Here is a 22,288-nt window from a genome sequence, read left to right as displayed (position 1 = left end):
CCTCGGTCACAAATCTCGATTTGCTCCCTCGTCACGCCTTGCATTTGGAAAAAATCTCTCGCGCGAAAGTCAACGCTCTTGCCGCGCGGGACACTGGATGCCCCACCCTACCCGATGAACCAGATGTCGATGAGGAACCAGACGATCATGATCATGCCGATGATCACCTTGACCACCAAATTGGCCAGGGTGCCGACGGCCGATCCGACGCCGGAAATCATCGCCGGCTTGGTTTCCTGCTTCGCAAACCAGGCCTCGAAGGCATAGGCCCCGGCCAGCGGCCCCAGAAGCAGGCCGAAGGGCATGAAGAACATCCCCACGATGCCCCCGACGATCGCGCCGGCCGCCCCCCATTTGGTGCCGCCGAACCACTTGGCCCCCGCCGCGCCGCTCAGGAGATCAAAGGCCTGACCGATCGCCAAAAGGATGCCGAGAATCACGAAGGTCCACCATTCCACCCCGGAATCGCGCTCCAGCAACCACCCGAGGGTGAGCCGGTGCGAAACCGCCGCCAGCAGGATCATCAGGTGCCCGGGAATCACCGGAATGAAACAACCGGCAAAGCCAACGACGAGCAGACCGACCGTAACGGCCCAGGCGCCACCGACGCTCAAGCCATACCAACCGCCCCAATCCGTGATCGCTTCCCACACGCGACGACTGCTACGTGCTGGTGCTCCCGAATGCAATCGCGACCCCGCTCCAATACCTCGGTCAGTTTCCACTCAGAAATCCCCGCCCGGCACCGTAGGATCCCCCGTGGTGTTCTCCAAGACCCGCCAACTTCTGCGCGGCATGTCCGTGCCCTTCAAGCTCGCCTGGCTCCTGCTGGTGGCGGGGATGATCCTGTTCATCGGCGGGATGCTTCCACTCGACTGGCCCACCGCCTGGGCCGGCATCGGCTGCCTGATGGTGGGAAGCTTCGTCACCGGCCTCCTGCCCCGCGACCGCGATGACCCCCGCTCCACCGACGGAGCCTTCCGCGGCGGGGTCTTCGTTTCGATGCTGCTCAATGCCACCGTGCTTCCATTGGTCTTCGGCGCGCTGATCGGGGTCTGTGCCCTGATCATCGGTCTCTTCGCGGGCTTCCCGTTCACGCTTCTCACCGTCAGCCTGCGGATGCTGGCGATCGCCCTGGTTTACAGCTTCGTGACAGGCATCCCCGCCTATGCGACGCTTCCGAGCCGCGAACGCCCGGCCTCCTGATCCCTCATGTCCCATCATCCCGAACTCTGGAAGACCGTCCGCTGGCTCTCGCTGCTCGCGGCGGTCGTCATCCTCGTCCTGTTCGGCTTCCGCGCCTTCGAGCGCTCGGTCGGCGGCGCCGCCTCGGGAATGGGAGAGGGGCTCGACAAGGTCCTGGGCGCGCTGACCCACTCCGACACCACCATCATCGAAGGCCGGGCCGAGGTCGTCCAACGCAACGAAATCCACGAACTCTCGCTGCTCGAACTTCGGATGTCCGCCACCCGCAGCTTCGAGAACGAGGCCTTCGTTCTCAAATACCTGTCAGCCGGGACCAAACGCCTGATCATCCGCGGCGACTACCGCGTGACCGCCGGCTACCGTCTCAAGCCCGGGGTTTCGCTGCAGATCGAGGACGGGATCCCGGTCGCACGATTCCCCGAGCCCGAGATCCTCGGCGTCGAGTTGATCGACTTCGAGGTACTCAGCGAGAAAGACGGCTGGTGGAACGAGGTGACCGCCGAGGACCGGGCCACGCTGCTTCGCGAGCTACGCCAGCAGATGCGCATGGAAGCCGCGAAAAGCGGGGCGCTCGACCTTGTCGACTCCACGCTGCGCGACCGGGTCCAAAGCCTGATGGGCAGCGCCAACGTCCGCGTCGAACGACCGGAGGAAGAAGGCAGCGAACGCTGAAACACCCACTTGTGGCATGACCGTCCCGGTCATGAACGCCGATGCCCGGGGCGCCAATCCGAAACCTCCATCCCCGGGAGCCGGTCCCACCCGGACCAATCATGACCGGGACGCTCACGCCACCGGCAGTCAGATCGCCAGCGGGCCAATGAGCCACGGCGAAGGATTCCAGATAGCTTTTCACCCATCACAGCGTTTCCCTCACACATGTTCCGCCCGTTCCTCATTCTGCTCCTTGCCCTTGCCTCATCGCTCACGGCCGCAACGCCCAATGTGATCGTCATCCTCGCCGACGACATGGGGATCGGCGACGTCTCCCACAACGGCGGCAAGGCGCCGACTCCCCACCTCGACCGGTTGGCGAAGGAAGGCATGCGCTTCACCGACGGTCACAGCGCGTCGTCCGTCTGCACCCCCACCCGCTACGCGCTGGTCACCGGCCGCTACAACTGGCGCTCGCCGCTGAAGAAGGGGGTGCTGGGAGGCCCCAGCCCGACCCTGATCCGGAACGGCGAAACCACCATCGCCGCCTTTCTTGGAAAGCACGGCTACCACTCGACCGTCATCGGCAAATGGCACCTCGGCCTCGACTGGGCAAAGCTCCCGAAGAAGGGCGAGGCCGCCGAAGGCCCGACCAAGGGTGCCGGCTGGGACATCGACTTCTCCAAGAAGGCCTCCAACGGCCCGACCGACCTCGGTTTCAGCGAGGACTTTCTGTTTCCCGCCTCGCTCGACATGGCGCCCTACGTCTATCTCCGCAACGACGAGGTGATCGAGCAGCCGACCATCTCCGCCACCTTCTGGAGCAACCGCTGGGGTCCCGCCGTGAAAGGCATGGAACCCGAGCAGTGCCTCCCCGACTTCGCCCGCGAGGCCCGCGCCTTCATCGGAGGCGCCGCCGAAGCCGGAAAACCCTTCTTCCTCTACCTCCCGCTCACATCGCCCCACACACCCATCACCCCGTCCGAGCGATTCCAGGGGAAGTCGCATCTCGGCCCCTACGGCGACTTCCTGATGGAGACCGACTGGGTCGTCGGCGAGGTGATGACCGAACTGGATGAACGCAAGCTCGCCGAGGACACGCTGCTCATCTTCACCACCGACAACGGCTGCTCGCCGCAGGCGAAGTTCGAGGACCTCGCGAAGCACGACCATCACCCGAGCGGAAACCTCCGCGGCCACAAGGCCGACATTTATGAGGGGGGCCACCGCGTGCCCTTCCTGGTCCGCTGGCCCGGCAAGGTCGCCGCGACGTCGACCAGCGATCGCACCATCTGCCAAACCGACATCTTCGCCACCGTCGCCGAAGCCATCTCGCAGCCGCTCGGAGAAGCCGATGCGCCCGATTCCGTGTCATTTCTCCCGACGCTTACCGGGGCCGATCAGCAGGCCCGCCCCGCCACCGTCCATCACTCGATCAACGGCTCCTTCGCCATCCGCAAGGGCCCCTGGAAGCTCTGCCTCTGCCCGGGATCCGGCGGCTGGTCGGATCCGAAGCCGAATCAAGCGTGGAAGAACAAGGAGTTGCCACGGGTGCAGCTGTTCGAGCTGACCGAAGACCTCGGCGAAACGAAGAACCTGGAAGCGGAACACCCCGACAAGGTCGAGGAACTGGTGCAGGAGCTCGTCACCCTCATCAACAATGGCCGCACCACCCCCGGCCCGAACCAAGCCAATCATGGCCAGATCCCCTTTCATCCAGGACTGCTTGAGCGCTTCCCCGCCCTCGCCAAATCCGAGGAGGTCAAAGCGCAATGATCACAGGCGTGGGTGGTCCCGACAAGCTGGACGCCGGAGGCGTCGCATGACGGTAGCCGGTGGTTGAGCGAGGAACGAGCGACACCACCGGATTCCCGCCCGCCGGAAAACCGCATGCTGGAGGCATGCCATGGGACCCGGAAATGCCTGCCCTTGGGACTCGAAGCGCCCCCACCATGGCACCCCTCCCGGGGTGCAACTCTACTTTCGACGAATCCGGGGGTGGTCGTCCGCTGCGCGGACTCGACCCCCGGCTGCCATCATGCGACGCCTCCGGCGTCGGCCTCACGTCACCCACGCGAGACAATCACCTGCGACCGATCCACGGGTCCTTCCGACGACACGGTGTCGATGCCCGACTTGCGCACCTCCCGGCCCCCATCAATGATCCACCGCCATGGAAAGTCTCGAGCTGACCCTTACCCGCAGCCGGATCGCGCTGCTGGTCTGCTTCGCGGCCTCGATCATCCTGCTCATTCCCGCCCACCAATTCGTGCTCGGCGGGCTCTTCTTCGTCGCCACGGTCGTGCTGCTGGCGAGGGACCCGGAAAAGCGCCTGCGGCTGCGTCTGGGCGTGCTGCTCGGCTGCGTCCTGCTGCTCGGCATCACCGACATCACACCCGACCTTTCCAACGAGAACTTCATCCGACTCGGCATCGTCTTCATGCTGGTCCTGATCGTTCCCCTGATCGTGCAGCGGTGGGACGACGCCAGGATCATCCGCTACCGCTTCAAGCCGCTGCGCTGGCGCAAGGCGGACATCATCTACACCATTCTCTCCGTCCCCCTCGCGTGGATGGTCCTGCGCGGCTACGAGTGGGGCAACCTCGCACTCTTTGACAACGAGCTGTTCCGCCAGTGGAGCATGCCCGCCGAGGCCGACGACAGCGAAATCCGGCGGCTGTTCATCGGGATCAATCTCGTCGGCATCTGGGATGAGTTGTTCTTCATCAACACCGGCTACGCCCTGCTCCGGAGCCTGTTCTCCTACCGCGTCGCCAATGCCCTGCAGGCCGTGCTCTACACCGCCGTGCTCTACGACATGGCCTTCGTCGGCCTCGGTGTGGCAGTGGTCTATCTCTTCGCCCTCACCCAGGGCGCGATGTACGAAAAATCCGAGGGGCTGCTGTGGGTCCTCATCGTCCACCTCGTCGTCGACTACTTCCTCGTCGCCTTCATCGTCCAGACCTACTACCCGACCTACGGGATGGACTTCCTGTGGCGGAAGGGTTTCTGAGAAAAAGCCCCTTTGGGGCTCTCACCGAGGCGGTGGTGAACCCGCCGGCCCGAGCTCGCCATGACAGCTCCAGCACTGGGCGAAGGTGCCCGGCGATTCCTCGCCACAGGCCGGGCACTTCACCAGTTCGTCGGGATTTCCCGACGGTGCCTCCTCGAACTCCCGGATCAGCTCCAGCGCCCGCTGGTGGTCGCCTTCATCCATGATGCACAGGGCCGGCGAGAAGACCGGCAGGGTCGGCTCGGTCACCGAGACATGCTCGTTGCGGATGAAGGTCCGGATCCCTGCCGCTTCAAGCATCTGGCTCAAGGGGGCAATGCGAATCAGGTCCGGCTCGCGGAGAATCTCAATCATCGGTGAAGACCATCGATCATTTCCCGGGCTCGACAAGAAGGACCTCGTCAGAGCCGGACCTCGTAGGTCTTCCGGGCGGTGAGACCGGAGTCGGGCCGGCGATCCAGTCTCGAGCGGCGATGGATGCCGCAGAGCAGGCCCACGGAAGCCAGCGTGAAGACCAGGTTGGTGCCACCGTAGCTGACGAAGGGCAGCGGCAGACCGGTATTGGGCAGCACCGCCGTGGTCACGGCGATGTTGATCATCGCCGGCACCACGATCACGGCGGTCAGACCGATCGCGAGGCATCGGTTGAAGACGTTCGAGGCATTCAGCGCGATGCCGATGCCGGCCACGGCGATGACGACGTAGCAGAGCACCGTCGCGAGCGTGCCATAGAGTCCGAGTTCCTCGCCGATGTTGGGAAAGATGAAGTCGGTGTGGGCATAGGGCATGTGGCCGAACTTCTCGAAGCCGTTGCCCAGCCCCTGCCCTTTCGTTCCGCCGTTGCCGAAGGCAAGCAGCGCCCGCCACTGCTGCAGGCCCTTGTGCATCTGGTGATAGGGATCCTCCAGATTCAACCACGCCTCGATGCGGCTCCAGCGGTTCTCGTTCGCGCGGACGAGCAGGTAGAACCCGGTCGCTCCGGCGAGGACGGTCGGAATCAGATAGATCAGGCGCACGCCGGCGGTGAAGAGGACCGCAAAGCCGGCCGCACCAAGACCGACGGCCGTGCCCATGTCGGTCTCGAAGAGAATCAGCGCGAAGGGCACTCCCAGCAGGATCCCGGGCACGACGAAGCCTTTCCAGAAGGTCGGGATCTCGGTCTGCCAGCGCGCAAACCACCCGGCGAGGCCGATCATCGTCAGGGCCTTGGCCACCTCGGACGGCTGGAAGCGGTTGACCACCGGAAAGTGGATCCAGCGCCGCTCGCCATTGATATCCGCCGCGACCCCGGGCACGTAGCACAATGCCAGCAGCAGGCAGCCGGCCAGCAGCAGCCACGGCCAGATCTTGCGCAGGTGGTCGGGATTCAGCGTGGCGAGGAAGAACGCGCCGACGACCCCCGCCACCGCCATCCAACTCTGCCGCACGAAGAAGTAGTAGGGTTCCTCCGCCCCCTTCACCCAGGCACTGGTGCTCGCCAGCATCACCAGACCCAGCGCCACCAGCGCCGCCACGGCGGTGCAGAGAGCCAGGTTCAGGTAACGGGTCACGGTCGAGGTTCAGAGTTCAGAGTTCAGAGTTCAGCATTTCAGCTCTTACTCAGGGAAGCTTCAGGTCCATGCCGACGCGCAGGCGCTTCGGATCATCAATACCGTTCAGGGCCATGAGTTTATCAACCGAGGTGCCGTGTTTCTGGGCGATCGCCCAGAAGGTGTCGCCGGGCTTGACCTTGTAGCCCCCGGTAGAAGTCGTGCTGTCCGGAACGTCCTCGCCCGCCGCCCGGGCATCGACCTGGCGCGCGGCATCGGTGACGACCAGTCCGGCTGCCGGAGGCGCGGACGACCCGGTCTCCTGCACGACCGGTGCCACCGGCTCGACGCGGGTCGGCTGCCCACCGGCACGGATCTCGGCAAATTCCGCCGGCTCGACCGCGGTGATGGTCTTCGGCGGGATGCGCAGGTAGCGGCCCTGGCGCAGCGGAATGTTGTCATTGGCCGAACGAAGCTCGGTTTCGTCGATGCCGAAGCGTGAGGCGATGCCTTCATAGGTGTCTCCCGTGCCAACGGTGTAGAGCGAGTCGCCGGAGCGGATCTTCGGCAGGTCGGGCTCATCGGCCACTACGGCGAGAGCCGCCGGCTGGACCGGCTTGGCGGCGGGCTTCTGGATCATCTTGTCGTTCTCCCCCTCGAGCCAGTGGCTGTGGAAGAAGATGCCGGCGATCGCCACCACATGGATGGCAAGGATGACGATCAGGGCACGGGCGATGCCGAGGTTCGGCACGTCGCCCTCGAAATCCGCGCTACTCGCGGTGGTGGCGGCACGATGCCGCTTGTTCCTCTTCCTCGCGACGTTCGCGAAGAGCGTGGTCAGCCCCCTTTTGCGGGCCGAGCGTCGTTTCACGGTCAGGCGTTGTGTTCTCATGATTTCAGGGTGGTTAAAGGAGTTCCTTGACGAGTCTGCAGAAAGTGTCGCCGCGTTCCTCGTAGCCTCCAAACTGGTCGAAGGACGAGGTGCCGGGCGAAAAAAGAACGGTGCCGCCGCGAACGGCGCGGCCGCGGGCGGCGGGAACGGCGTCGGCAAGCGTCGGCACGCATTCGGTCGACACCGCCGAACCGAGGGTCTCGGCAAGCGCCGCCCCGATCTGGCCGAAGGTCACCACCGCCTGCACGCGCTCGCGCAGCATCGGCAGCAGCGGCGTGTAGTCGAGTCCCTTCTCCTTGCCGCCGGCGATCAGGACGAGCGGACGGTCCTGCGAGCGGAGCGCACTCTCCAGCGCGTGCAGGTTCGTCGCCTTCGAGTCGTTGAGCCACTCGACGCCGTCGAGCGTGCGAACCAGCTCGCACCGGTGCCTCGGGGGCGCGTAGCCGTGGAAGGCACGCACCACCGCATCACGATCGGCACCCGCGGCAAGCCCCGCCGCGATCGCCGCCATGGCGTTCTCGGCGTTGTGCATGCCCCGCAGGTGCGTGCCCTCGTGCAGATCCAGAATTTCCTCGCCGCGATGGAGGATGCGCCGGCCATCCGAGAACCAATCCGCATCGCCGGATTCGGTCGAGAAGGTCACCACCTCCGCCGCCAGTTCCGGAAGCGGCTCGCCATGGCGCACCACGGCCAGGTCTCCGGCCCGCTGGTTTTCAAAGATGCGCAGTTTCGCCGCGCGGTAGTCCTCGACGGTTTCGTAGCGGTCCATGTGGTCCGGCGCGAAGTTCAACCACACCGCCACGTCGGGCCGGAACGAGGCGACGGTCTCGAGTTGGAAGGAACTGGCCTCGAGCGAAAGCACCTCCGGTACCGGGTCGCGCATCACCACCTCGCAGACCGGCGTGCCGTAGTTGCCGCAGGCCACGGTGGTGAAACCGGAGGCCTTCACGACCCGTTCGACGAGCTCGGTGGTGGTCGTCTTGCCGTTGGTTCCGGTGATCGCAATGATACGGCCTTCATAGTAGCGGCTCGCCAGCTCGATCTCGCCGATGGTTTCGCCCGCCACCCTCGAAAAGGCCGCCACCAGCTTGCCGAAGGTCGGCACCCCGGGGCTGACGACGAGCAGATCACCCGGCTCCGCCGATTCGGGCGTGGTGCCGGGGTGAAGGGTCGCGCCCTCGACCGGCACATCGATGCTCTCGCGGCCGTCGAACACGTGCACGTCCGCCCCCTCGCGCAGGGCGAGCGCCGCCGCGGCCCGGCCGCTGGAGCCGGCACCGAGGATGTTCACGCGTTTTCCGGAGAGGGTCATCAGACGACTTTGAGAAGGGCGAGGCCGAAGAGGGCGAGCATGATCGAGATGATCCAGAAGCGGATGATCACCTGGCTTTCATGCCAGCCACGCAGCTCGAAATGATGGTGAATCGGCGCCATCGCGAAGATCCGCTTGCGGCGCAGCTTGAAGCTGCCGACCTGGAGCATCACCGAGAGAGCTTCCATGACGAAGACGCCGCCGATGATCACCAGCAGCAGCTCCTGCTTGACGCAGATGGCCGCCGTGCCGAGCGCGCCGCCGATGGCCAGCGAACCGGTGTCCCCCATGAAGACCTTGGCCGGATGGCAGTTGTACCAGAGGAATCCGAATCCGGCACCGGCCAGCGCCATCAGGAACACCGCGAGCTCGCCGACGAATCGATTGTAGGGAATCGTCAGGTAATCGGTGGCCATGAACATGTGACCCGCAAGATAGGCGAGGATGCCGTAGGCGAGCGAAACGGTGATCGTGCACCCGGTCGCGAGCCCGTCGAGCCCGTCGGTGAGGTTCACGGCATTCGAGCAGCCGATGATTATCGCCACGAAGAACGGGATGATGAGCCAGTGGATGTCGATGATCGGCGCCTTGATCAGGGGGAAGGTCACCTCACTGATCCGCAGCGGGAGCTCGCCGAGACGGAAGCCCGGCGCCGTCTTCGGGTCGGCCATCTCCGCCATGGTCGCACCGAAACCCGAGATCTCGGGCTTGAAGAAGATGAAGCACGACGCGACCAGCGCGATCAGGAACTGCCAGAAAAGCTTGGCCCGCGCGCTGATGCCGTCGGAGTTCCTAGCCTTGACCTTGGCGTAGTCGTCGCAGAAGCCGAGCAGTCCCATGGCCCCCATCGTGCAGGCACAGACGGCGACGAAGGGATTCAACGGCCGCGCGCAGACCAGCACGGTGATCAGCACCGAACCGAGGATGAGCACCCCGCCCATGGTCGGGGTTCCCACCTTGCCGCCGTGGAGCTCGGCGAGCTTGTGTACTTCGTCGGCCGTGCGGATCGGCTGGCCGACCTTCAGCGAGATCAGCCGGCGGATGACACGCGGGCCGGCGATCACGCTGAGCACGAAGGCCAGGAGGCAGCCGAAAGCCGCGCGGAAGGTGATGTACTTCAGCAGGTTGAGGAAGCTGAAGGTATGGGCCCAGCCCTCCACATTGGCCTGGTTCTCGGCCTTGAAGGCTTCATGCCACCATTCGTAAATCCAGTAGAGCATCAGTCTTGGGGAGGAAAGGCCTGGTTCATCACTTGTTCCATGGCGGCGCTGCGGCTCGCCTTGAAGAGCACGGCGTCACCCGGCCTCGTGCGACGCGCAATCTCGGTGGCCGCTTCCGCGGGGTCGGCGATCAGATCGGCATTCGCGCCTTCGGCGATACCTGCGGCAGCCTCGCCGACGGCAATCACGATCACCCCGGCCTCGGCGGCGAGCCGGCCGACATCGCGATGGGCGGCGGGGCCGTGGGAACCGAGTTCGCCCATCGGCCCGAGCACCGCGTAGCGATGCCCGCCGTTCGGAAGCGGCGTTTCGGCCAGGGTCTCGATTGCCGCGGCCATCGACTCGGGGTTGGCGTTGTAGGTGTCGTCGAAAACGATGACCCCGCCCGACTCATACTGGCGCAGGCGGCCACTGGTCAGGGAGGCGGACGACAGACCGGCGGCGATTTCCTCCGCATCCATGCCAAGCACCCATCCGCAGCCGGCGGCGAGCAGGGAGTTCTTCACCATGTGGCGTCCGAGGACCGGAAGGTCGACCTCCGCGGCCGAGTCATCCTCGATCACCAGGGTGAAACGGGTGCGGCCGTCGGCCTGCGCCAGGTTCTCGGCACGGATCAACCCCCGACCGTTCCCGACCGGCACCACGCGGGCCTTGGTACGGGATCTGAAGTAGTCGAAGAAATCACAGCCGGCCGGCACAAAGAGGGTGCCATCTCCGGGCAACGCCCGCGCCAGCGCCCCCTTTTCCTCGGCGATGGCCTCGCGGCTGCCGAGGTTCTCGATGTGAGCGGTGCCGATGTTGGTGATGATGCCGAAGCGCGGCATCGCAATCTCGCACAGTGGCGCAATCTCACCGGCATGGTTCATCCCCATCTCGACCACGGCCGCCGTGTGCGAATCGTCGATCGAAAGCACGGTCAGCGGCACCCCGATGTGGTTGTTGAGGTTCCCCTTCGTCGCCAGGACCGGTCCGCGGCGGGAAAGGACCGCCCGGGCGAAGTCCTTGGTGCTGGTCTTGCCGTTTGAGCCGGTGATGCCGAGCACCGGCAGGTCGAGACGGTGGCGATGCCAGTGCGCCAGGCGCTGGAGGGCCAGCAGCCCGTCGGCCACCTGCACCACCGCCGCACTTGCGGGCATCTCACCTTCCCAGCGTTCCACCAGCAGGACCGAGGCTCCGGCGGCCGCCGCTGAGGCGGCGAACTGGTTGCCATCGAAACGCTCCCCGCGCAGGGCGACGAAGAGGTCACCCGGCTGGATCGTGCGGGTATCGGTCGAGACCCCGGAAACCGTGCACGACGGATCCCCGCCGACAAGCGATCCGCCGGTGACCTGTGACAGGGTTGCCGCGTCCACCAGGTTCATGAGCGACTCCTCCTTTCCGGATCCGGACGCTCCTCGAGCGCGATGCGGGCCTGATTGCGGTCGTCGAAGTCGATGGTCCGGTCAGCGAACTGCTGATAGGTCTCGTGGCCCTTGCCGGCGATCAGCACGATGTCTCCCGGTCCGGCCGCGTGGATCGCGATGCGGATCGCCTCGGCACGGTCGGTGACACTGCGATGGCGCGCGCCTCCCATGCCGGCTTCGATTTCACGAATGATGGCCTCGGGATCCTCGCTGCGCGGATTGTCGGAGGTGATCACGCAGGCGTCGCTGTGGCGTGCCGCCGCCTTGGCCATCAGCGGGCGCTTGCCGCGGTCCCGGTCCCCGCCGCAGCCGAAGACGGTCAGCAACCGGCGCGGCTCAAGTTCCTTGAGCGTGCGGCAGGCATGCTCCAACGCGTCCGGCGTGTGGGCATAATCGACGAACACCGTGATCCGGTCGCGGGTGCCGCAGTTCTCCATGCGGCCCGGCACCTGGGGCGCGTCGGCGACCGCGGCGACCGCCGCCCGCATCGAAATTCCCATCGCCCGCGCCGCACCGAGCGTCGCCAGCACGTTGAGCACGTTGAAGCGCCCGATCAGCGGCGCCCGCACCAAATAGCTGCGACCCTTGGCCTCGAGCTTGAACTCCAGACCGCGGGCCGACTGCCGGAAATCGATCGCCCGCAGGTCGTTGTGCAGGCCGAAGCCGAAGCGCACCACCGGCATCCGGCCCTCGAGCCGCTCGGCGAGCTCCACGCCCCGCGGGTCGTCGCCGTTGATCACCGCCACGGGCTTCTTGCCGCGGGGATTCGCCGCGGTGGCCTCGAACCACGAGAACTTCGCCTCGGCATAGGCCTCCATGGTGCCGTGATAGTCGAGGTGGTCCTGCGAGAGATTGGTGAAGACCAGCGCGTCAAAGGCCAGATCGGCAACCCGCTTCTGGTCGATGCCGTGGGACGACACCTCGAGCGCCGCCCCGCGACAGCCGTTGTCGAGCATGCGGCGGACGATTCCCTGCAAGGCGACCGCATCGGGCGTCGTGTGGCTCGCCTCGACATGCCGTTCACCGTCGTCGATGGTCACGGTGCCGAGCATTCCCGCGCGGTGCCACTCGGACTTCATCAGGTGATGGAGGAGGAAGACGGTCGTCGTCTTGCCGTTGGTCCCGGTGACCCCGGCCATCTTCAGATCGGCGGAGGGGTCGCCCTCGAATGCGGCGGCGAGCGCGGAAAGGGCCGCGCGCACATCGGCGACCTGGATCCACACCACACCGGTCGGATCTCCCGTTTCCCGGGCGGCGTCGCTCACCACCACCACCGCCCCGGCATCGACGGCCGGACGAATGAAGCGCCGACCATCCACGCTGCCGCCGCGGATGGCGACGAAGATCGAGCCCTTCTCCGCCGAACGCGAGTCGGCGGTCACCGACGTCACCTCGACCCCGGGGTCGCCATCGACCAACGGACGCTGCAGCCGGGGAATGAGATCGCGCAGGGTCATGGCTCGTGGGTGCCGGCCAGCGACGACTCCTCGTCGTCCTCCTCCAGCGGTTCGGTGGGGGTCAGGTTCAAATGGGTCGCGATGCGTCCGGCGATTTTCGAGAAGATCGGAGCGGCCACCGTTCCTCCGAAGCGGGAGACCTCCTCCGTGAGCGGATCGTCCACCACCACCAGGCAGACGAACCTGGGGTCCTGCGCGGGCATCATGCCGGCGAAGGACACCGTGTAGTGACCATGCTGGTAGTGCCCGTCGACGATCCGGATCGCGGTTCCGGTCTTGCCCGCAACCTTGAACCCGGGGACCGCCGCACGAGTGGCGGTGCCGCCCTCCTCGGTCACCGTCGTCAAGGCCTCGCGAAGCTGCTCGGCCACACTCTCCTTGATGACCCTCCGCTCGACTTCCGGCTTGAAGCGCTCGATGACCGTGCCGTCGCTCGCCACGATCGAGCGGACCACCCGGGGGCGGATCCACTCACCCCCGTTGGCGATCACGCTGTATCCGGCGGCGACCTGCAGGGGCGTCACGTTCAGCGCGTAGCCGTACGACGCCCGGCTGAAATCGACCAGGTTGTTGGTGTTGCGGACGATGCCCGCGGATTCACCGCTGAGGAGGATGCCGGTCTCCTCGCCGAACCCGAAGTCCTCGGCGTAACGGAAGAACCGCCCGGTGCCGAGCTGGCGGGCGACCTTGAAGGCGCCGATGTTGCTCGACTTCTTGAGCACGTCGGAAACCGAAAGCATGCCGTAGGGGTGGTGGTCGGGAATCCTCAAGCTTCCCTCCACGTAGTGTCCCCACTCGCAGTCGATCAAGGTCAGCGGTGACACCAGCCCCTCGTTCAGAGCCCCGGCCACCCCGATCACCTTGAAAGTACTACCAGGCTCGTAGATTCCCTGGAGCGCGTAGTTCATCGCCCCCTGCTCGAGGCCCTTCTTGAAGTTGAGATTGAAATGCGGGCGGTTCACCATCGCCAGCAGCTCGCCGTTGTCCGGGTCGAGCACGACCACGCAACCGCGCCCGCTGATGAACTCCTTGAGTCCGGCATCCAGCTCCTCCTCGACGATCGCCTGGATCCCCATGTCGAGGGTCAGGCGGACGTTCAGCCCGTGCACCGGCGGGACCATGCTGCCTTCCTCACCCGGCATCGGCAGCTTGAGGTGATCCCACACGCCGTCCTGCCCGCGCAGGTATTCCTCCATCGCGGCCTCGACCCCGAACTTTCCGACCTGGCGGAACACCGGCTTGCCTTTCGGGCCCTCGACCTCGGCCTCGCCGGTGTAGCCGATCACATGGGTGGCGAGCTCGGGCGAGGTGTACCAGCGGCGGATCGAATTCTCGAAACGCAGGCCCTTGAGATGGTTCTCCGCGATGAGCCGGCGCAGACGGTCGGCATCATCCTCGGGCAGGTCCTTGGCAATCGCGAAATAGAGCCGGCCCCGGGACATCGGCTCCTCGATCCGCTCCCGCAGATCGACCGTCCTCAGGCCCAGCGGCCGGGCCAGGGTCCGGACCACCTGGTCGAGGTGCCTGGCCACGATGATCTCGGGATCCTCCTCCTCGAGGATCATGCTGCGGTAGGCCTTGAGCTTCCTTTCCCGGGCCGCTTCATCGAGCCCGGCCCAGTCGTCCTCGGTCGAAGCCTCGCGATAAGCCAGGGCCCTCACCACCACGACCGGATCCTCGAGCAGCTTGGCATCCACCATCACGGTGCTCAGCGCGATGCTCTTGGCCAGCACCTCGTCGTGGCGATCGACGATCTTGCCACGGAAGCCCGGCAGGATCTCGCTGCGATCATAGGCCGCCCGGGCCCGCTCGGCATACTTCTTCCGGTCCCAGATCTGGATCTGGATCAGCCTTACCGAAAGCAAACTGAGCCCGGTCACCAGGACCGAGCACAGCAGCAGGCAGCGAAGCTGGAAGGCGCGCGACGACATGGGTCAGGGCCGCAGGGCGACCGGCGGATCTTCGGGCCGGGGAAGCGGATGAACCTTCTCGACGATGCCGTGGCCGACCGCCACCAGCGCCGAGTTGTAGAGTTCCAGCTGGAGGCGGATCTCGTAGCGGTCGAGCTCCCGTTCCTTCCTCACCTCGATCATCTGGATGTCGAGCTGGTGCTCCTCGATGCGCTCGCGGGTCTTGACGATTTCGCGCTCGGCCTTGATCTGGCCGTTGCGATAGATGGCGTGCATCGCACCGCCGAAGGTGCCGACGACGACCATCAGGATCAGCGCGACAAAGGCGGCGGTGTGAGGCTTGGATTCAGAAGAACGGCGGCGGTTCATGGTCGGGGAGTGTCGGGGTCCAGAAGCTCAGCGACCCGCAGTTTTGCACTGCGGGCCCGCGGGTTGACTCGGATTTCTGCGTCGCTGGGTGCGATCGCCTTGCGTTGGGGAAGCCGGAATGCCCAGCGGGGATTGGGTCGTGGCTCGGGCCACTCGGGCCGATCCAGCCATGGCTCCGATCGATCCCGCATGAATTGTTTGACCATCCGGTCTTCGAGGCTGTGAAAGGTGATGACCAGCAGACGTCCGCCGGGCCGGAGACAATCCACGGATCGCTCGAGCGCCTGCCGCAATGATTCCAGCTCATCGTTCACCGCGATCCGGATGGCCTGGAAGGTCCGCGTCGCCGGATGGGTGCGACCCCGGCGCCCGATCTCGCTCTCGATGCAGTCGGCCAGGTCGAGCGTCGTCTCGAAAGGACGCTCCTGACGACGGCGGGTGATCGCCGCCACGATCCGGCGTGTCTGCGGCTCCTCACCGAACTCGCGGAGGATCCGGGTGAGTTCGGCCTCCGGCCATTCGTTGACCACCTCGGCGGCGGTTCGTTCGACGGACGGCCCCATGCGCATGTCGAGCGGCCCGTCCTTCTGGAACGAGAAGCCGCGCTCCGGCGCGTCGAGCTGGTGAGACGACACCCCGAGGTCCAGGAGCAGACCATCGGCCTGCTCTCCCCCCTGGACCCCGGGGTTGTCTCGGAAATAGTCGGCGAAGTTGCCTTCCCACGTCCGGAAGCGCGCACCGAAACGACCGAGCCGCTCCCGCGCATGCGCCAGCGCCTCGGGATCGCGGTCGATCCCCAGCACCTCCGCGCCGGCTTCGAGGAATCGCTCGCTGTGACCGCCGCCGCCGAGGGTGCCGTCGATGATGAAGCGACCAGGACCGGCCGCCATCCATTCGCAGGTCTCCCCGGGCAGCACCGGCACATGATAGCGGTCTCCCTTTTCTGAAAGCCCCGACCGAGGCTCCGCAAACCAGCCATGGAAACCGGAGCGCAAGGTCGTCTGTTGTCCCCCACGCGGCGATGTCCCGAAAGCCGCGCGGAGTCCTGTGTTGAAAATCGATGCGCCCCGTGCCGCAAACCAGCCATGGAAACCGGCACGGAGACGCAGTTTGATCGGCGAAAGGAGCGCTGTCCCGATTTGCTCCCTCCGCTCAGCCTGGAAAAGCCCCGGTCGACGCCCCGCAAACCAGCCATGGAAACCGGAGCGTGCGACCGTCTGATGTTCCCCGTGCCGCGATGTCCCGAAAGCGGCGCGGGGTCCTTTGTTGAAATCCGATGCTGCGTCCCGTGCCGTAAACCAGCCATGGAAACCGGCACGGGAACGCAGTTTGATCGGCGAAAGGAGTACTGTCCCGAGAAACTCCTTCCGCTCAGCCTGGAAAAACAGCGGTCGCCGCTCCGCAAACCAGCCATGGAAACCGGAGCGGACAACCGTTTGTAGCGTGGCGCGGAGCACTGTCCCGAATGCTCCGAACCTCGTGGAAAAAACGCCCAACCCCGACACCGGCGCGATCGCGGCGGTGGGTGCCACCGGATGCGTGGATCCGGATGCCGGGGTTGGTGGGGCGAACAGCATGTCGTCGTTCGTTTGGGTGTAAATTCGTGGGATCAGAGAACGCCGAGTTCGTCGTCGTCCATGTTGAGGTCGGCCTCAACGATGCGCCGGAAGCTGTCTTCCGAGCAGATGATGTAGTAGCTGTCGCGGCCGGCGACCTTGACCGGTCCGTCCGCCTTCAGGCCGATGTCCTCGGCCCAGTCCTTGGGGACGCTCAGCTTCCCCTGGCTGCTGATCGATGCCTCCTTCGAGGTCATCCGCAGCGCACCGGCCAGCCGGGTCTTCTTGGCGCGCGGCATGTCGGCTTCGTCGATCTGGCGGAACTTGTCCTCGAAGGCCGCCACGCTGAACACCTTCACCACCCGCTCCTCATGCTCCTTGGAAACCTGAAGCCGCACCGGCTCGTCCCCGTCGGGACGGAAAGCCACCGGGACGGAAACCCGAAACTTCGGGTCCATCTTGTAGTCGTGGTGACTCTCGTAAATTTTGCCTTGGGCGGACATTGCGGTGCGTCAGTGCGCTGACGTGCCTCGAACTACACCAAAGTACACCCTTATGCGCAAGAGAAATTGAAGTTTTCTTAGTCTTCCTGTTTAATCACTTAAAATCAATGGGTTAACAAGTTTATTGGGGTGTCCTCCGAGAAGATTCTTTAAGATTTTTAAGGCCAAAACGCTCTGATTTTTGAAATTCATGGTGCCTTGAGAGCCCATTTTCGCCATTTTCTCAATCACCTGGTGTACTTTTGAAAGGGCGAGTGTACGGCGGGGTACGATTGGCCTGACTGGCCGGCACTTCTGACGCGTGAGAGATGCATCCGACCGCAGGGCGGGTCCGGACGCCACACTTCAACGGGAAGAACCCCGGATGCAAGAATCGCCCCCCTACCCGGTCCGGACCCCGGGTGACTTCCGGGGCGGATTCCTGCGGTGGCCTGTGGCGGGGTCATCCGCGAGAGCGGGACGCGCCCCCTCCCCGCTCTCGCTTCCGTGGAAGCCGTCAGGTCCACCCACTTCGCGAGAATTCGCGCAGAGTTGACGAGGGAGCGCGGAGCGCCGTGCGGGCGGGATCATCGACAGTGCGAGGCATACTGCCATGCAACAGCGCGTCCTCGATTCCCTCCACCACTGGTTCCTGAATCCCACCCTTTTGGGCTCTCCGTATGTTCTCGTGGATACCGGGGCCACGCCGATTCAGGGCTGCGCCCGGAAGGTTGTGGACCTGCTCAACGAGTTCGACGACGCCGACGACGCCCGCTGGGTCCACATCAATGCCGAGATCGTTCGGGCCGTTTCGTCCAGCAAGGAATATCGGCGCATGCTCGGCATCGACGAGCAGGAACCCTCCTGCGAACCCACCAGCACCTGCGGCATCCGCCGCGTTCTTTCCGCCTTCGCCAAGCGCGGTCGCTTCGTCGTCAACCACCCCGAAGCCACCCGTGTCCTCACCACCGATCCGAAGGGCTTTCGTGCGGCGATCGGCAGCCCGCTGGCGGGCATCGAACCCTTCCACTTGATCCTCAATCCAAATTGCTTCCCGCCGCAGTGCCTCGCCTCGCTGATCGCGGATTCCTACCTCGAATGGGCCGCCACCTCCTGCGCCGCCTGATCGACTCCGCATATTCTCTGATAAAATCCGCACAATCCCCGTCAAAACACGCGGGGACTCCCTTCCCCCTATCCGCTTCCCTCCGCGCAACCGAATGAACGTCCTCGCCCTGACCATTCTTGTCAGCACCTGCCTCGCCGGCATCTTCATCTTCTGCTTCATCGGCGAACTCCGACGTTCCCGCCACTCCTCTCCGGAGCGCGACTCGCTGCTGCCTTTCAGCGACGACGACTCGGACGATCCCTCCTCCTGATTCCTTTTCCAAAAGACCTCGATTCCCATGAGCACACCCGCCACGCAAACCGCGACCATCCAGTACGACGACAAGACCGTCCGGCAATTCATGTTCTTCTCCGTCCTCTGGGGACTGGTCGGCATGCTCGTCGGCGTCATCTGCGCCACCCAGCTCTCGTGGTGGCAGATGAACGGCAAGTTTCTCGAAGCCATCAGCTTCGGCGCGATCCAGGCCGACGGCATTTCCTGGCTCACCTTCGGGCGCCTCCGTCCGCTGCACACCAATGCGGTCATCTTCGCCTTCGTCGGCAACATGATGTTCGCCGGGGTCTACTACTCGACCCAGCGACTGTGCAAGGTGCGCACCGCCTCCGACCTGCTGTCGAAGATCCACATGTGGGGCTGGCAACTGATCATCGTCTCGGCGGCCATCACCCTTCCCGCCGGTCTCACCCGCGGAAAGGAATACGCCGAGCTCATTTGGCCGATCAACATCGCCGTTGCCCTGATCTGGGTCATCTTCGCGATCAACTTCTTCTGGACGCTGGCCAAGCGCAACGAACCGAGCATCTACGTCGCCCTCTGGTTCTACATCGCGACCATCGTCACCGTGGCGATGCTCTACATCGTCAATCACCTCTCGCTGCCCACCTCCCTGACCCACTCCTACCCGATCTTCGGCGGACTCCAGGACGCGCTGGTCCAGTGGTGGTACGGCCACAACGCCGTCGCCTTCTTCCTCACGACCCCGATCCTCGGGATCATGTACTATTTCCTGCCGAAGGCGGCCAACCGCCCGGTTTACAGCTACCGCCTCTCCATCATCCACTTCTGGTCGCTGGTCTTCATCTACATCTGGGCCGGCCCGCACCACCTGCTCAACACCTCCCTGCCGCGCTGGCTGCAGATGCTCGGCATGCTTTTCTCGCTGATGCTCTGGGCTCCCTCATGGGGCGGCATGCTCAACGGACTGCTCACCCTGCGCGGCGCGTGGAACAAGCTCCGCACCGACCCGGTGATCAAGTTCTTCGCCGCCGGCGTGACCTTCTATGGGATGGCCACCTTCGAGGGCCCGCTGCTCTCGATCCGCGCGGTGAACCAGCTCTCCCACTACACCGACTGGACCATCGGCCACGTCCACTCCGGCGCCCTCGGCTGGAACGGCTTCATGGCCGCCGGCATGTTCTACTGGCTCGCGCCGCGCCTGTGGAAAACCAAGCTCTGGTCGGTCAGCCTGGCCAACATGCACTTCTGGATCGGGACGGTGGGCATCCTGCTCTACGTCGCCGCGATGTGGACGGCCGGCGTGATGCAGGGCCTGATGCTCGGCGAGGTCGCGGAAGGCGGCACGACGCTGAAGTATGAGTTCGTCGAAACCCTCAAGGCCATCCAGCCGCAGTACATCCTCCGCTCCATCGGCGGCACGCTGTTCCTCGTCGGATTCGTCCTGTGCGCCATCAACCTGTGGAAGACCGCCCGCTCCGGCCAACCCCACGACGACACCGTCGAGGTTGCGGTCCCGGTCAAGAAACACGACACGATGACGGTCCGCGAGACCCTGATCAACGATCCCGTCGCCTACTCGATCCTCGGCTGCTTCACCCTCTGCCTGTGGTTCTTCCTGCCCCCGCACGCCAACATCGCGGCGCTGATCGTCACGGCCCTGCTCGCCGTCAAGGCCGTGCATGGCTTCCGCACCCGGGGCACCAAGTGGATCGACTGGCATGAACGCCTGCTCCACAACTACCTGCCCTTCACGCTGCTGGTCTTCATCGCGGTGGCGATCGGTGGCGCGGTGCAGATCATTCCCTCGCTCATCGTCAACCGCGACGAGAACGTCGAGGGCCGCCTGCAGGAACTCTACACGCCGCTGGAACTCGCCGGACGCGACATCTACGTCTCCGAAGGTTGCTACAACTGCCACTCGCAGATGATCCGGATGCTCATGCCGGATGTGATGCGCTACGGCCGTGCGGGCGAGAAGGACGACTTCTCGCACCTCGGCGAGTCCATCTACAACCACCCGTTCCAGTGGGGCTCCAAGCGCACCGGCCCGGACCTCGCCCGCGAGGGCGGTGATATCGTCGACGGCCACACCTACATGCGCTCGGGTGCCCGGGACAACGTCTGGCACTACAACCACTTCATGAACCCGCGCCAGACTTCGGAAGGCTCCAACATGCCGGCCTATCCGTGGCTGTTCGAGAAGAAGGCGGACCTCAAGGCACTGCCGACCAAGATCGCCAAACAACGACAACTCGGTGTTCCCTACCCGCCGATGAATCAACACGACATCATCGACAAGGCCCAATTCCAAGCGCTTGAGATCGGCAAGAGCCTGGCCAAGGCCAAGGTGCTGCAACCCGCCGGCCTCGAGATGGGCGAGGACGAGTTCGCCCAATACATTTCCGAGACCGAGGTGGTGGCGCTCATCGCCTACATGCAGAAGCTCGGCACCTACAAGATCGTCGAAAAGGACGGCCCACCGGAGGGCACCCCGCTCGATCCCGATTCCTATCGTGGGGTCACCGTGGCACCTGAAACCGGAGACACCGCCAACATCACCGATTAAGCCATGTCCGAAATGTTCAAACGCGTGGTCCACGAGGACTGGACGACCATCGTCCCGATCATCGCCTTCGGCCTCATGTTCGCCGTCTTCGTGGTCACCACCATCCGCGCCCTGCGTCTCAAGAAGTCTGAACGCGAGTATCTTGCCACCCTGCCCCTCAACGATTCCGACCGCTAAATCCCATGTCCGAAGAAAATTCCGAATCCGAAGTGAAGCGCGGCGCCTTTGCGAAAAAGAAAGGCGAGGTCATCCTGCGCGAGCACGAATACGACGGCATCCAGGAGTTCGACCAGAAACTCCCCAACTGGTGGCTCTTCACCTTCTACTTCGCCATCATCTGGTTCGTCGTCTACTGGGTGATCTACTACCACACCGATGCCTACAAGACGGACTCCGAGAAGATCGTCGAGAAGATGGAGGCCATCCAGGAGCGGAAGGAAGGGGAGTTGGCCGACGCCCTGGCGAGCATCAATGATCAGGTCCTCATCGAGAAATGGGCCACCGACCCGGAAATCGTGGCCACCGGCGAAGCAACCTACATGCAGGTCTGCATCGCCTGCCACGGCACGGGACTCGATGCCAAGATGGGCGACATCCCGCTCTCCGGCCGCCCGCTCAATGATGGCGAATGGCAGTACGGCAAGGCCCCGATGGCGATCTTCGAGATGATCAACAACGGCTCGCCCGAGGGCAGTGGCGGCTACAACGGCGTGCCCATGGTCGCCAAGGGTGGTGCGATGCTCACTCCCGAACAGGTCGCCCAACTGACCGCCTTCCTGATCTCGAAGAACCCCGACGACTACGCCGGCGCCACCTTCGATGAGAACGGCAAGCTCATCGAGTAGGGCCTTCGTTCCGCTTTGATTTGAATCGCCCGCGGTGCCGGAAGGTGCCGCGGGCTTTTTGCAAATCACCGGCCCGTCGGCAGCACCGGCTTCGGGCCTGATCCCGGGATCGAAAAAGGCGGCGCCCGGAGAACCGGGAGCCGCCTGGGAAAGTGAGCCTGAGGGATCAGCGGCGTCCGCCGTAGCCACCACGACCACCGCCGCCGCCACCGCGGTCTTCGCGGGGCTTGGCTTCGTTGACCTTGAGGTTGCGGCCACCGAACTCGGTGCCGTCGAGGGCCTTGATCGCATCCTCCATGGCGGACTTGCTGTCCATGGTGATGAACGCGAATCCACGGGGCCGACCGGTCTCGCGATCCTCGGGGAGGTGCGCGTCGGTGACGGTTCCGTACTGGGAGAACAGGTCTTCGAGTTCCTGCTTGGTCGTCTGAAACGACAGGTTGCCTACATACATTTTCATATTCATTCGGTGGTTCGCGCGCTGCGCCGTCGCATCGGACTGATCCCG

General features: G+C 64.7%; 22 protein-coding genes. 9 read left to right on the top strand and 13 right to left on the bottom strand.

Annotated features, from left to right (window positions below; translation table 11 throughout):
* Positions 1-107: 107 nt before the first annotated feature.
* Complete coding sequence (locus ACG2LG_RS08580) at positions 108-653, bottom strand: DUF456 domain-containing protein (protein WP_396258127.1); 546 nt, start codon at positions 651-653, stop codon at positions 108-110.
* A 109-nt stretch (positions 654-762) separates the two neighbouring features.
* Here ACG2LG_RS08580 and ACG2LG_RS08575 point away from each other — a divergent pair, with 109 nt between their 5' ends.
* From ACG2LG_RS08575 to ACG2LG_RS08560, 4 genes are all read left to right on the top strand, one after another.
* The gene (locus ACG2LG_RS08575; protein WP_396258125.1) at positions 763-1,206 is read left to right on the top strand and encodes a hypothetical protein; all 444 of its coding nucleotides are present in this window, start codon (positions 763-765) and stop codon (positions 1,204-1,206) included.
* Positions 1,207-1,212: 6 nt separating this feature from the next.
* A complete protein-coding gene (locus ACG2LG_RS08570; protein WP_396258124.1) occupies positions 1,213-1,878 on the top strand; it encodes a DUF4230 domain-containing protein in 666 nt (221 codons plus the stop codon).
* Between the two features lie 207 nt (positions 1,879-2,085).
* Complete coding sequence (locus ACG2LG_RS08565; RefSeq protein WP_396258122.1) at positions 2,086-3,636, top strand: arylsulfatase; 1,551 nt, start codon at positions 2,086-2,088, stop codon at positions 3,634-3,636.
* Between the two features lie 397 nt (positions 3,637-4,033).
* Positions 4,034-4,873, top strand: coding sequence for a type II CAAX prenyl endopeptidase Rce1 family protein (locus ACG2LG_RS08560; RefSeq protein WP_396258120.1), 840 nt, complete (start codon positions 4,034-4,036; stop codon positions 4,871-4,873).
* Positions 4,874-4,894: 21 nt separating this feature from the next.
* Here ACG2LG_RS08560 and ACG2LG_RS08555 read toward each other — a convergent pair whose 3' ends face one another.
* The 11 genes from ACG2LG_RS08555 to ACG2LG_RS08505 all read right to left on the bottom strand — a co-directional run bounded on the left by ACG2LG_RS08555 (position 4,895) and on the right by ACG2LG_RS08505 (position 16,979).
* A complete protein-coding gene (locus ACG2LG_RS08555; RefSeq protein WP_396258118.1) occupies positions 4,895-5,227 on the bottom strand; it encodes a DUF2007 domain-containing protein in 333 nt (110 codons plus the stop codon).
* 47 nt (positions 5,228-5,274) lie between these two features.
* Positions 5,275-6,423 carry an FtsW/RodA/SpoVE family cell cycle protein gene (locus tag ACG2LG_RS08550; protein WP_396258116.1) on the bottom strand — a complete coding sequence of 383 codons (1,149 nt, stop codon included), beginning with the start codon at positions 6,421-6,423 and terminating at the stop codon, positions 5,275-5,277.
* Between the two features lie 49 nt (positions 6,424-6,472).
* Positions 6,473-7,294, bottom strand: coding sequence for a LysM peptidoglycan-binding domain-containing protein (locus ACG2LG_RS08545; protein WP_396258114.1), 822 nt, complete (start codon positions 7,292-7,294; stop codon positions 6,473-6,475).
* Positions 7,295-7,307: 13 nt separating this feature from the next.
* Entirely contained in the window at positions 7,308-8,606 is a 1,299-nt protein-coding gene (gene murD, locus ACG2LG_RS08540; protein ID WP_396258112.1) for a UDP-N-acetylmuramoyl-L-alanine--D-glutamate ligase, read from the bottom strand.
* Positions 8,606-9,826 (bottom strand): phospho-N-acetylmuramoyl-pentapeptide-transferase, encoded by a 1,221-nt coding sequence (gene mraY / locus ACG2LG_RS08535; protein ID WP_396258110.1) that lies wholly within the window; start codon positions 9,824-9,826, stop codon positions 8,606-8,608. Before mraY ends, murD begins: the two co-directional genes overlap by 1 nt.
* Positions 9,826-11,187 (bottom strand): UDP-N-acetylmuramoyl-tripeptide--D-alanyl-D-alanine ligase, encoded by a 1,362-nt coding sequence (gene murF, locus ACG2LG_RS08530; RefSeq protein ID WP_396258108.1) that lies wholly within the window; start codon positions 11,185-11,187, stop codon positions 9,826-9,828. Before murF ends, mraY begins: the two co-directional genes overlap by 1 nt.
* A complete protein-coding gene (locus ACG2LG_RS08525; RefSeq protein WP_396258106.1) occupies positions 11,184-12,686 on the bottom strand; it encodes a UDP-N-acetylmuramoyl-L-alanyl-D-glutamate--2,6-diaminopimelate ligase in 1,503 nt (500 codons plus the stop codon). The genes murF and ACG2LG_RS08525 overlap by 4 nt, the downstream gene beginning before the upstream one ends.
* Complete coding sequence (locus ACG2LG_RS08520) at positions 12,683-14,617, bottom strand: peptidoglycan D,D-transpeptidase FtsI family protein (RefSeq protein ID WP_396258105.1); 1,935 nt, start codon at positions 14,615-14,617, stop codon at positions 12,683-12,685. The genes ACG2LG_RS08525 and ACG2LG_RS08520 overlap by 4 nt, the downstream gene beginning before the upstream one ends.
* Positions 14,618-14,620: 3 nt before the next feature.
* Positions 14,621-14,965 carry a hypothetical protein gene (locus tag ACG2LG_RS08515; protein ID WP_396258103.1) on the bottom strand — a complete coding sequence of 115 codons (345 nt, stop codon included), beginning with the start codon at positions 14,963-14,965 and terminating at the stop codon, positions 14,621-14,623.
* Positions 14,962-15,882 (bottom strand): 16S rRNA (cytosine(1402)-N(4))-methyltransferase RsmH, encoded by a 921-nt coding sequence (gene rsmH, locus ACG2LG_RS08510; RefSeq protein ID WP_396258101.1) that lies wholly within the window; start codon positions 15,880-15,882, stop codon positions 14,962-14,964. The genes ACG2LG_RS08515 and rsmH overlap by 4 nt, the downstream gene beginning before the upstream one ends.
* 692 nt (positions 15,883-16,574) lie before the next feature.
* Positions 16,575-16,979 (bottom strand): hypothetical protein, encoded by a 405-nt coding sequence (locus ACG2LG_RS08505; protein WP_396258099.1) that lies wholly within the window; start codon positions 16,977-16,979, stop codon positions 16,575-16,577.
* Between the two features lie 637 nt (positions 16,980-17,616).
* Between ACG2LG_RS08505 and ACG2LG_RS08500 the strand changes: the two genes are divergently transcribed.
* The 5 genes from ACG2LG_RS08500 to ACG2LG_RS08480 all read left to right on the top strand — a co-directional run bounded on the left by ACG2LG_RS08500 (position 17,617) and on the right by ACG2LG_RS08480 (position 21,780).
* The gene (locus tag ACG2LG_RS08500; RefSeq protein WP_396258097.1) at positions 17,617-18,129 is read left to right on the top strand and encodes a hypothetical protein; all 513 of its coding nucleotides are present in this window, start codon (positions 17,617-17,619) and stop codon (positions 18,127-18,129) included.
* 94 nt (positions 18,130-18,223) lie between these two features.
* Positions 18,224-18,382 carry a hypothetical protein gene (locus ACG2LG_RS08495; RefSeq protein ID WP_396258096.1) on the top strand — a complete coding sequence of 53 codons (159 nt, stop codon included), beginning with the start codon at positions 18,224-18,226 and terminating at the stop codon, positions 18,380-18,382.
* 27 nt (positions 18,383-18,409) lie between these two features.
* Positions 18,410-20,935, top strand: a complete 2,526-nt coding sequence (gene ccoN / locus ACG2LG_RS08490) for a cytochrome-c oxidase, cbb3-type subunit I (RefSeq protein WP_396258094.1) — start codon at positions 18,410-18,412, stop codon at positions 20,933-20,935.
* Positions 20,936-20,938: 3 nt separating this feature from the next.
* On the top strand, positions 20,939-21,112 hold the full coding sequence (locus ACG2LG_RS08485) for a hypothetical protein (RefSeq protein ID WP_396258092.1): 174 nt from the start codon (positions 20,939-20,941) through the stop codon (positions 21,110-21,112).
* A 5-nt stretch (positions 21,113-21,117) separates the two neighbouring features.
* Positions 21,118-21,780 carry a cbb3-type cytochrome c oxidase N-terminal domain-containing protein gene (locus tag ACG2LG_RS08480; protein ID WP_396258090.1) on the top strand — a complete coding sequence of 221 codons (663 nt, stop codon included), beginning with the start codon at positions 21,118-21,120 and terminating at the stop codon, positions 21,778-21,780.
* Positions 21,781-21,946: 166 nt separating this feature from the next.
* On the opposite strand, the gene ACG2LG_RS08475 is transcribed toward ACG2LG_RS08480, so the two are convergent.
* The gene (locus tag ACG2LG_RS08475; protein WP_396258089.1) at positions 21,947-22,240 is read right to left on the bottom strand and encodes an RNA recognition motif domain-containing protein; all 294 of its coding nucleotides are present in this window, start codon (positions 22,238-22,240) and stop codon (positions 21,947-21,949) included.
* Positions 22,241-22,288: the final 48 nt, after the last annotated feature.

The organism is Haloferula sp. A504 (genome assembly GCF_044385805.1).
Classification (GTDB): domain Bacteria; phylum Verrucomicrobiota; class Verrucomicrobiia; order Verrucomicrobiales; family Akkermansiaceae; genus Haloferula.
This window is presented reverse-complemented; position numbering and strand designations above follow the sequence as displayed.

Excerpts from the sequence above, each read along its gene's own strand:
- mraY (WP_396258110.1), bottom strand. The coding sequence starts at position 9,826 with ATGCTCTACTGGATTTACGAATGGTGGCATGAAGCCTTCAAGGCCGAG.
- ACG2LG_RS08505 (WP_396258099.1), bottom strand. The coding sequence starts at position 16,979 with ATGGACCCGAAGTTTCGGGTTTCCGTCCCGGTGGCTTTCCGTCCCGAC.
- ACG2LG_RS08475 (WP_396258089.1), bottom strand. The coding sequence starts at position 22,240 with ATGAAAATGTATGTAGGCAACCTGTCGTTTCAGACGACCAAGCAGGAA.
- ACG2LG_RS08500 (WP_396258097.1), top strand. The coding sequence starts at position 17,617 with ATGCAACAGCGCGTCCTCGATTCCCTCCACCACTGGTTCCTGAATCCC.
- ACG2LG_RS08525 (WP_396258106.1), bottom strand. The coding sequence starts at position 12,686 with ATGACCCTGCGCGATCTCATTCCCCGGCTGCAGCGTCCGTTGGTCGAT.
- ACG2LG_RS08555 (WP_396258118.1), bottom strand. The coding sequence starts at position 5,227 with ATGATTGAGATTCTCCGCGAGCCGGACCTGATTCGCATTGCCCCCTTG.
- murD (WP_396258112.1), bottom strand. The coding sequence starts at position 8,606 with ATGACCCTCTCCGGAAAACGCGTGAACATCCTCGGTGCCGGCTCCAGC.
- ACG2LG_RS08570 (WP_396258124.1), top strand. The coding sequence starts at position 1,213 with ATGTCCCATCATCCCGAACTCTGGAAGACCGTCCGCTGGCTCTCGCTG.
- ACG2LG_RS08485 (WP_396258092.1), top strand. The coding sequence starts at position 20,939 with ATGTCCGAAATGTTCAAACGCGTGGTCCACGAGGACTGGACGACCATC.
- ACG2LG_RS08495 (WP_396258096.1), top strand. The coding sequence starts at position 18,224 with ATGAACGTCCTCGCCCTGACCATTCTTGTCAGCACCTGCCTCGCCGGC.
- ACG2LG_RS08515 (WP_396258103.1), bottom strand. The coding sequence starts at position 14,965 with ATGAACCGCCGCCGTTCTTCTGAATCCAAGCCTCACACCGCCGCCTTT.
- ACG2LG_RS08520 (WP_396258105.1), bottom strand. The coding sequence starts at position 14,617 with ATGTCGTCGCGCGCCTTCCAGCTTCGCTGCCTGCTGCTGTGCTCGGTC.
- ACG2LG_RS08560 (WP_396258120.1), top strand. The coding sequence starts at position 4,034 with ATGGAAAGTCTCGAGCTGACCCTTACCCGCAGCCGGATCGCGCTGCTG.
- ccoN (WP_396258094.1), top strand. The coding sequence starts at position 18,410 with ATGAGCACACCCGCCACGCAAACCGCGACCATCCAGTACGACGACAAG.
- murF (WP_396258108.1), bottom strand. The coding sequence starts at position 11,187 with ATGAACCTGGTGGACGCGGCAACCCTGTCACAGGTCACCGGCGGATCG.
- ACG2LG_RS08480 (WP_396258090.1), top strand. The coding sequence starts at position 21,118 with ATGTCCGAAGAAAATTCCGAATCCGAAGTGAAGCGCGGCGCCTTTGCG.
- ACG2LG_RS08565 (WP_396258122.1), top strand. The coding sequence starts at position 2,086 with ATGTTCCGCCCGTTCCTCATTCTGCTCCTTGCCCTTGCCTCATCGCTC.
- ACG2LG_RS08545 (WP_396258114.1), bottom strand. The coding sequence starts at position 7,294 with ATGAGAACACAACGCCTGACCGTGAAACGACGCTCGGCCCGCAAAAGG.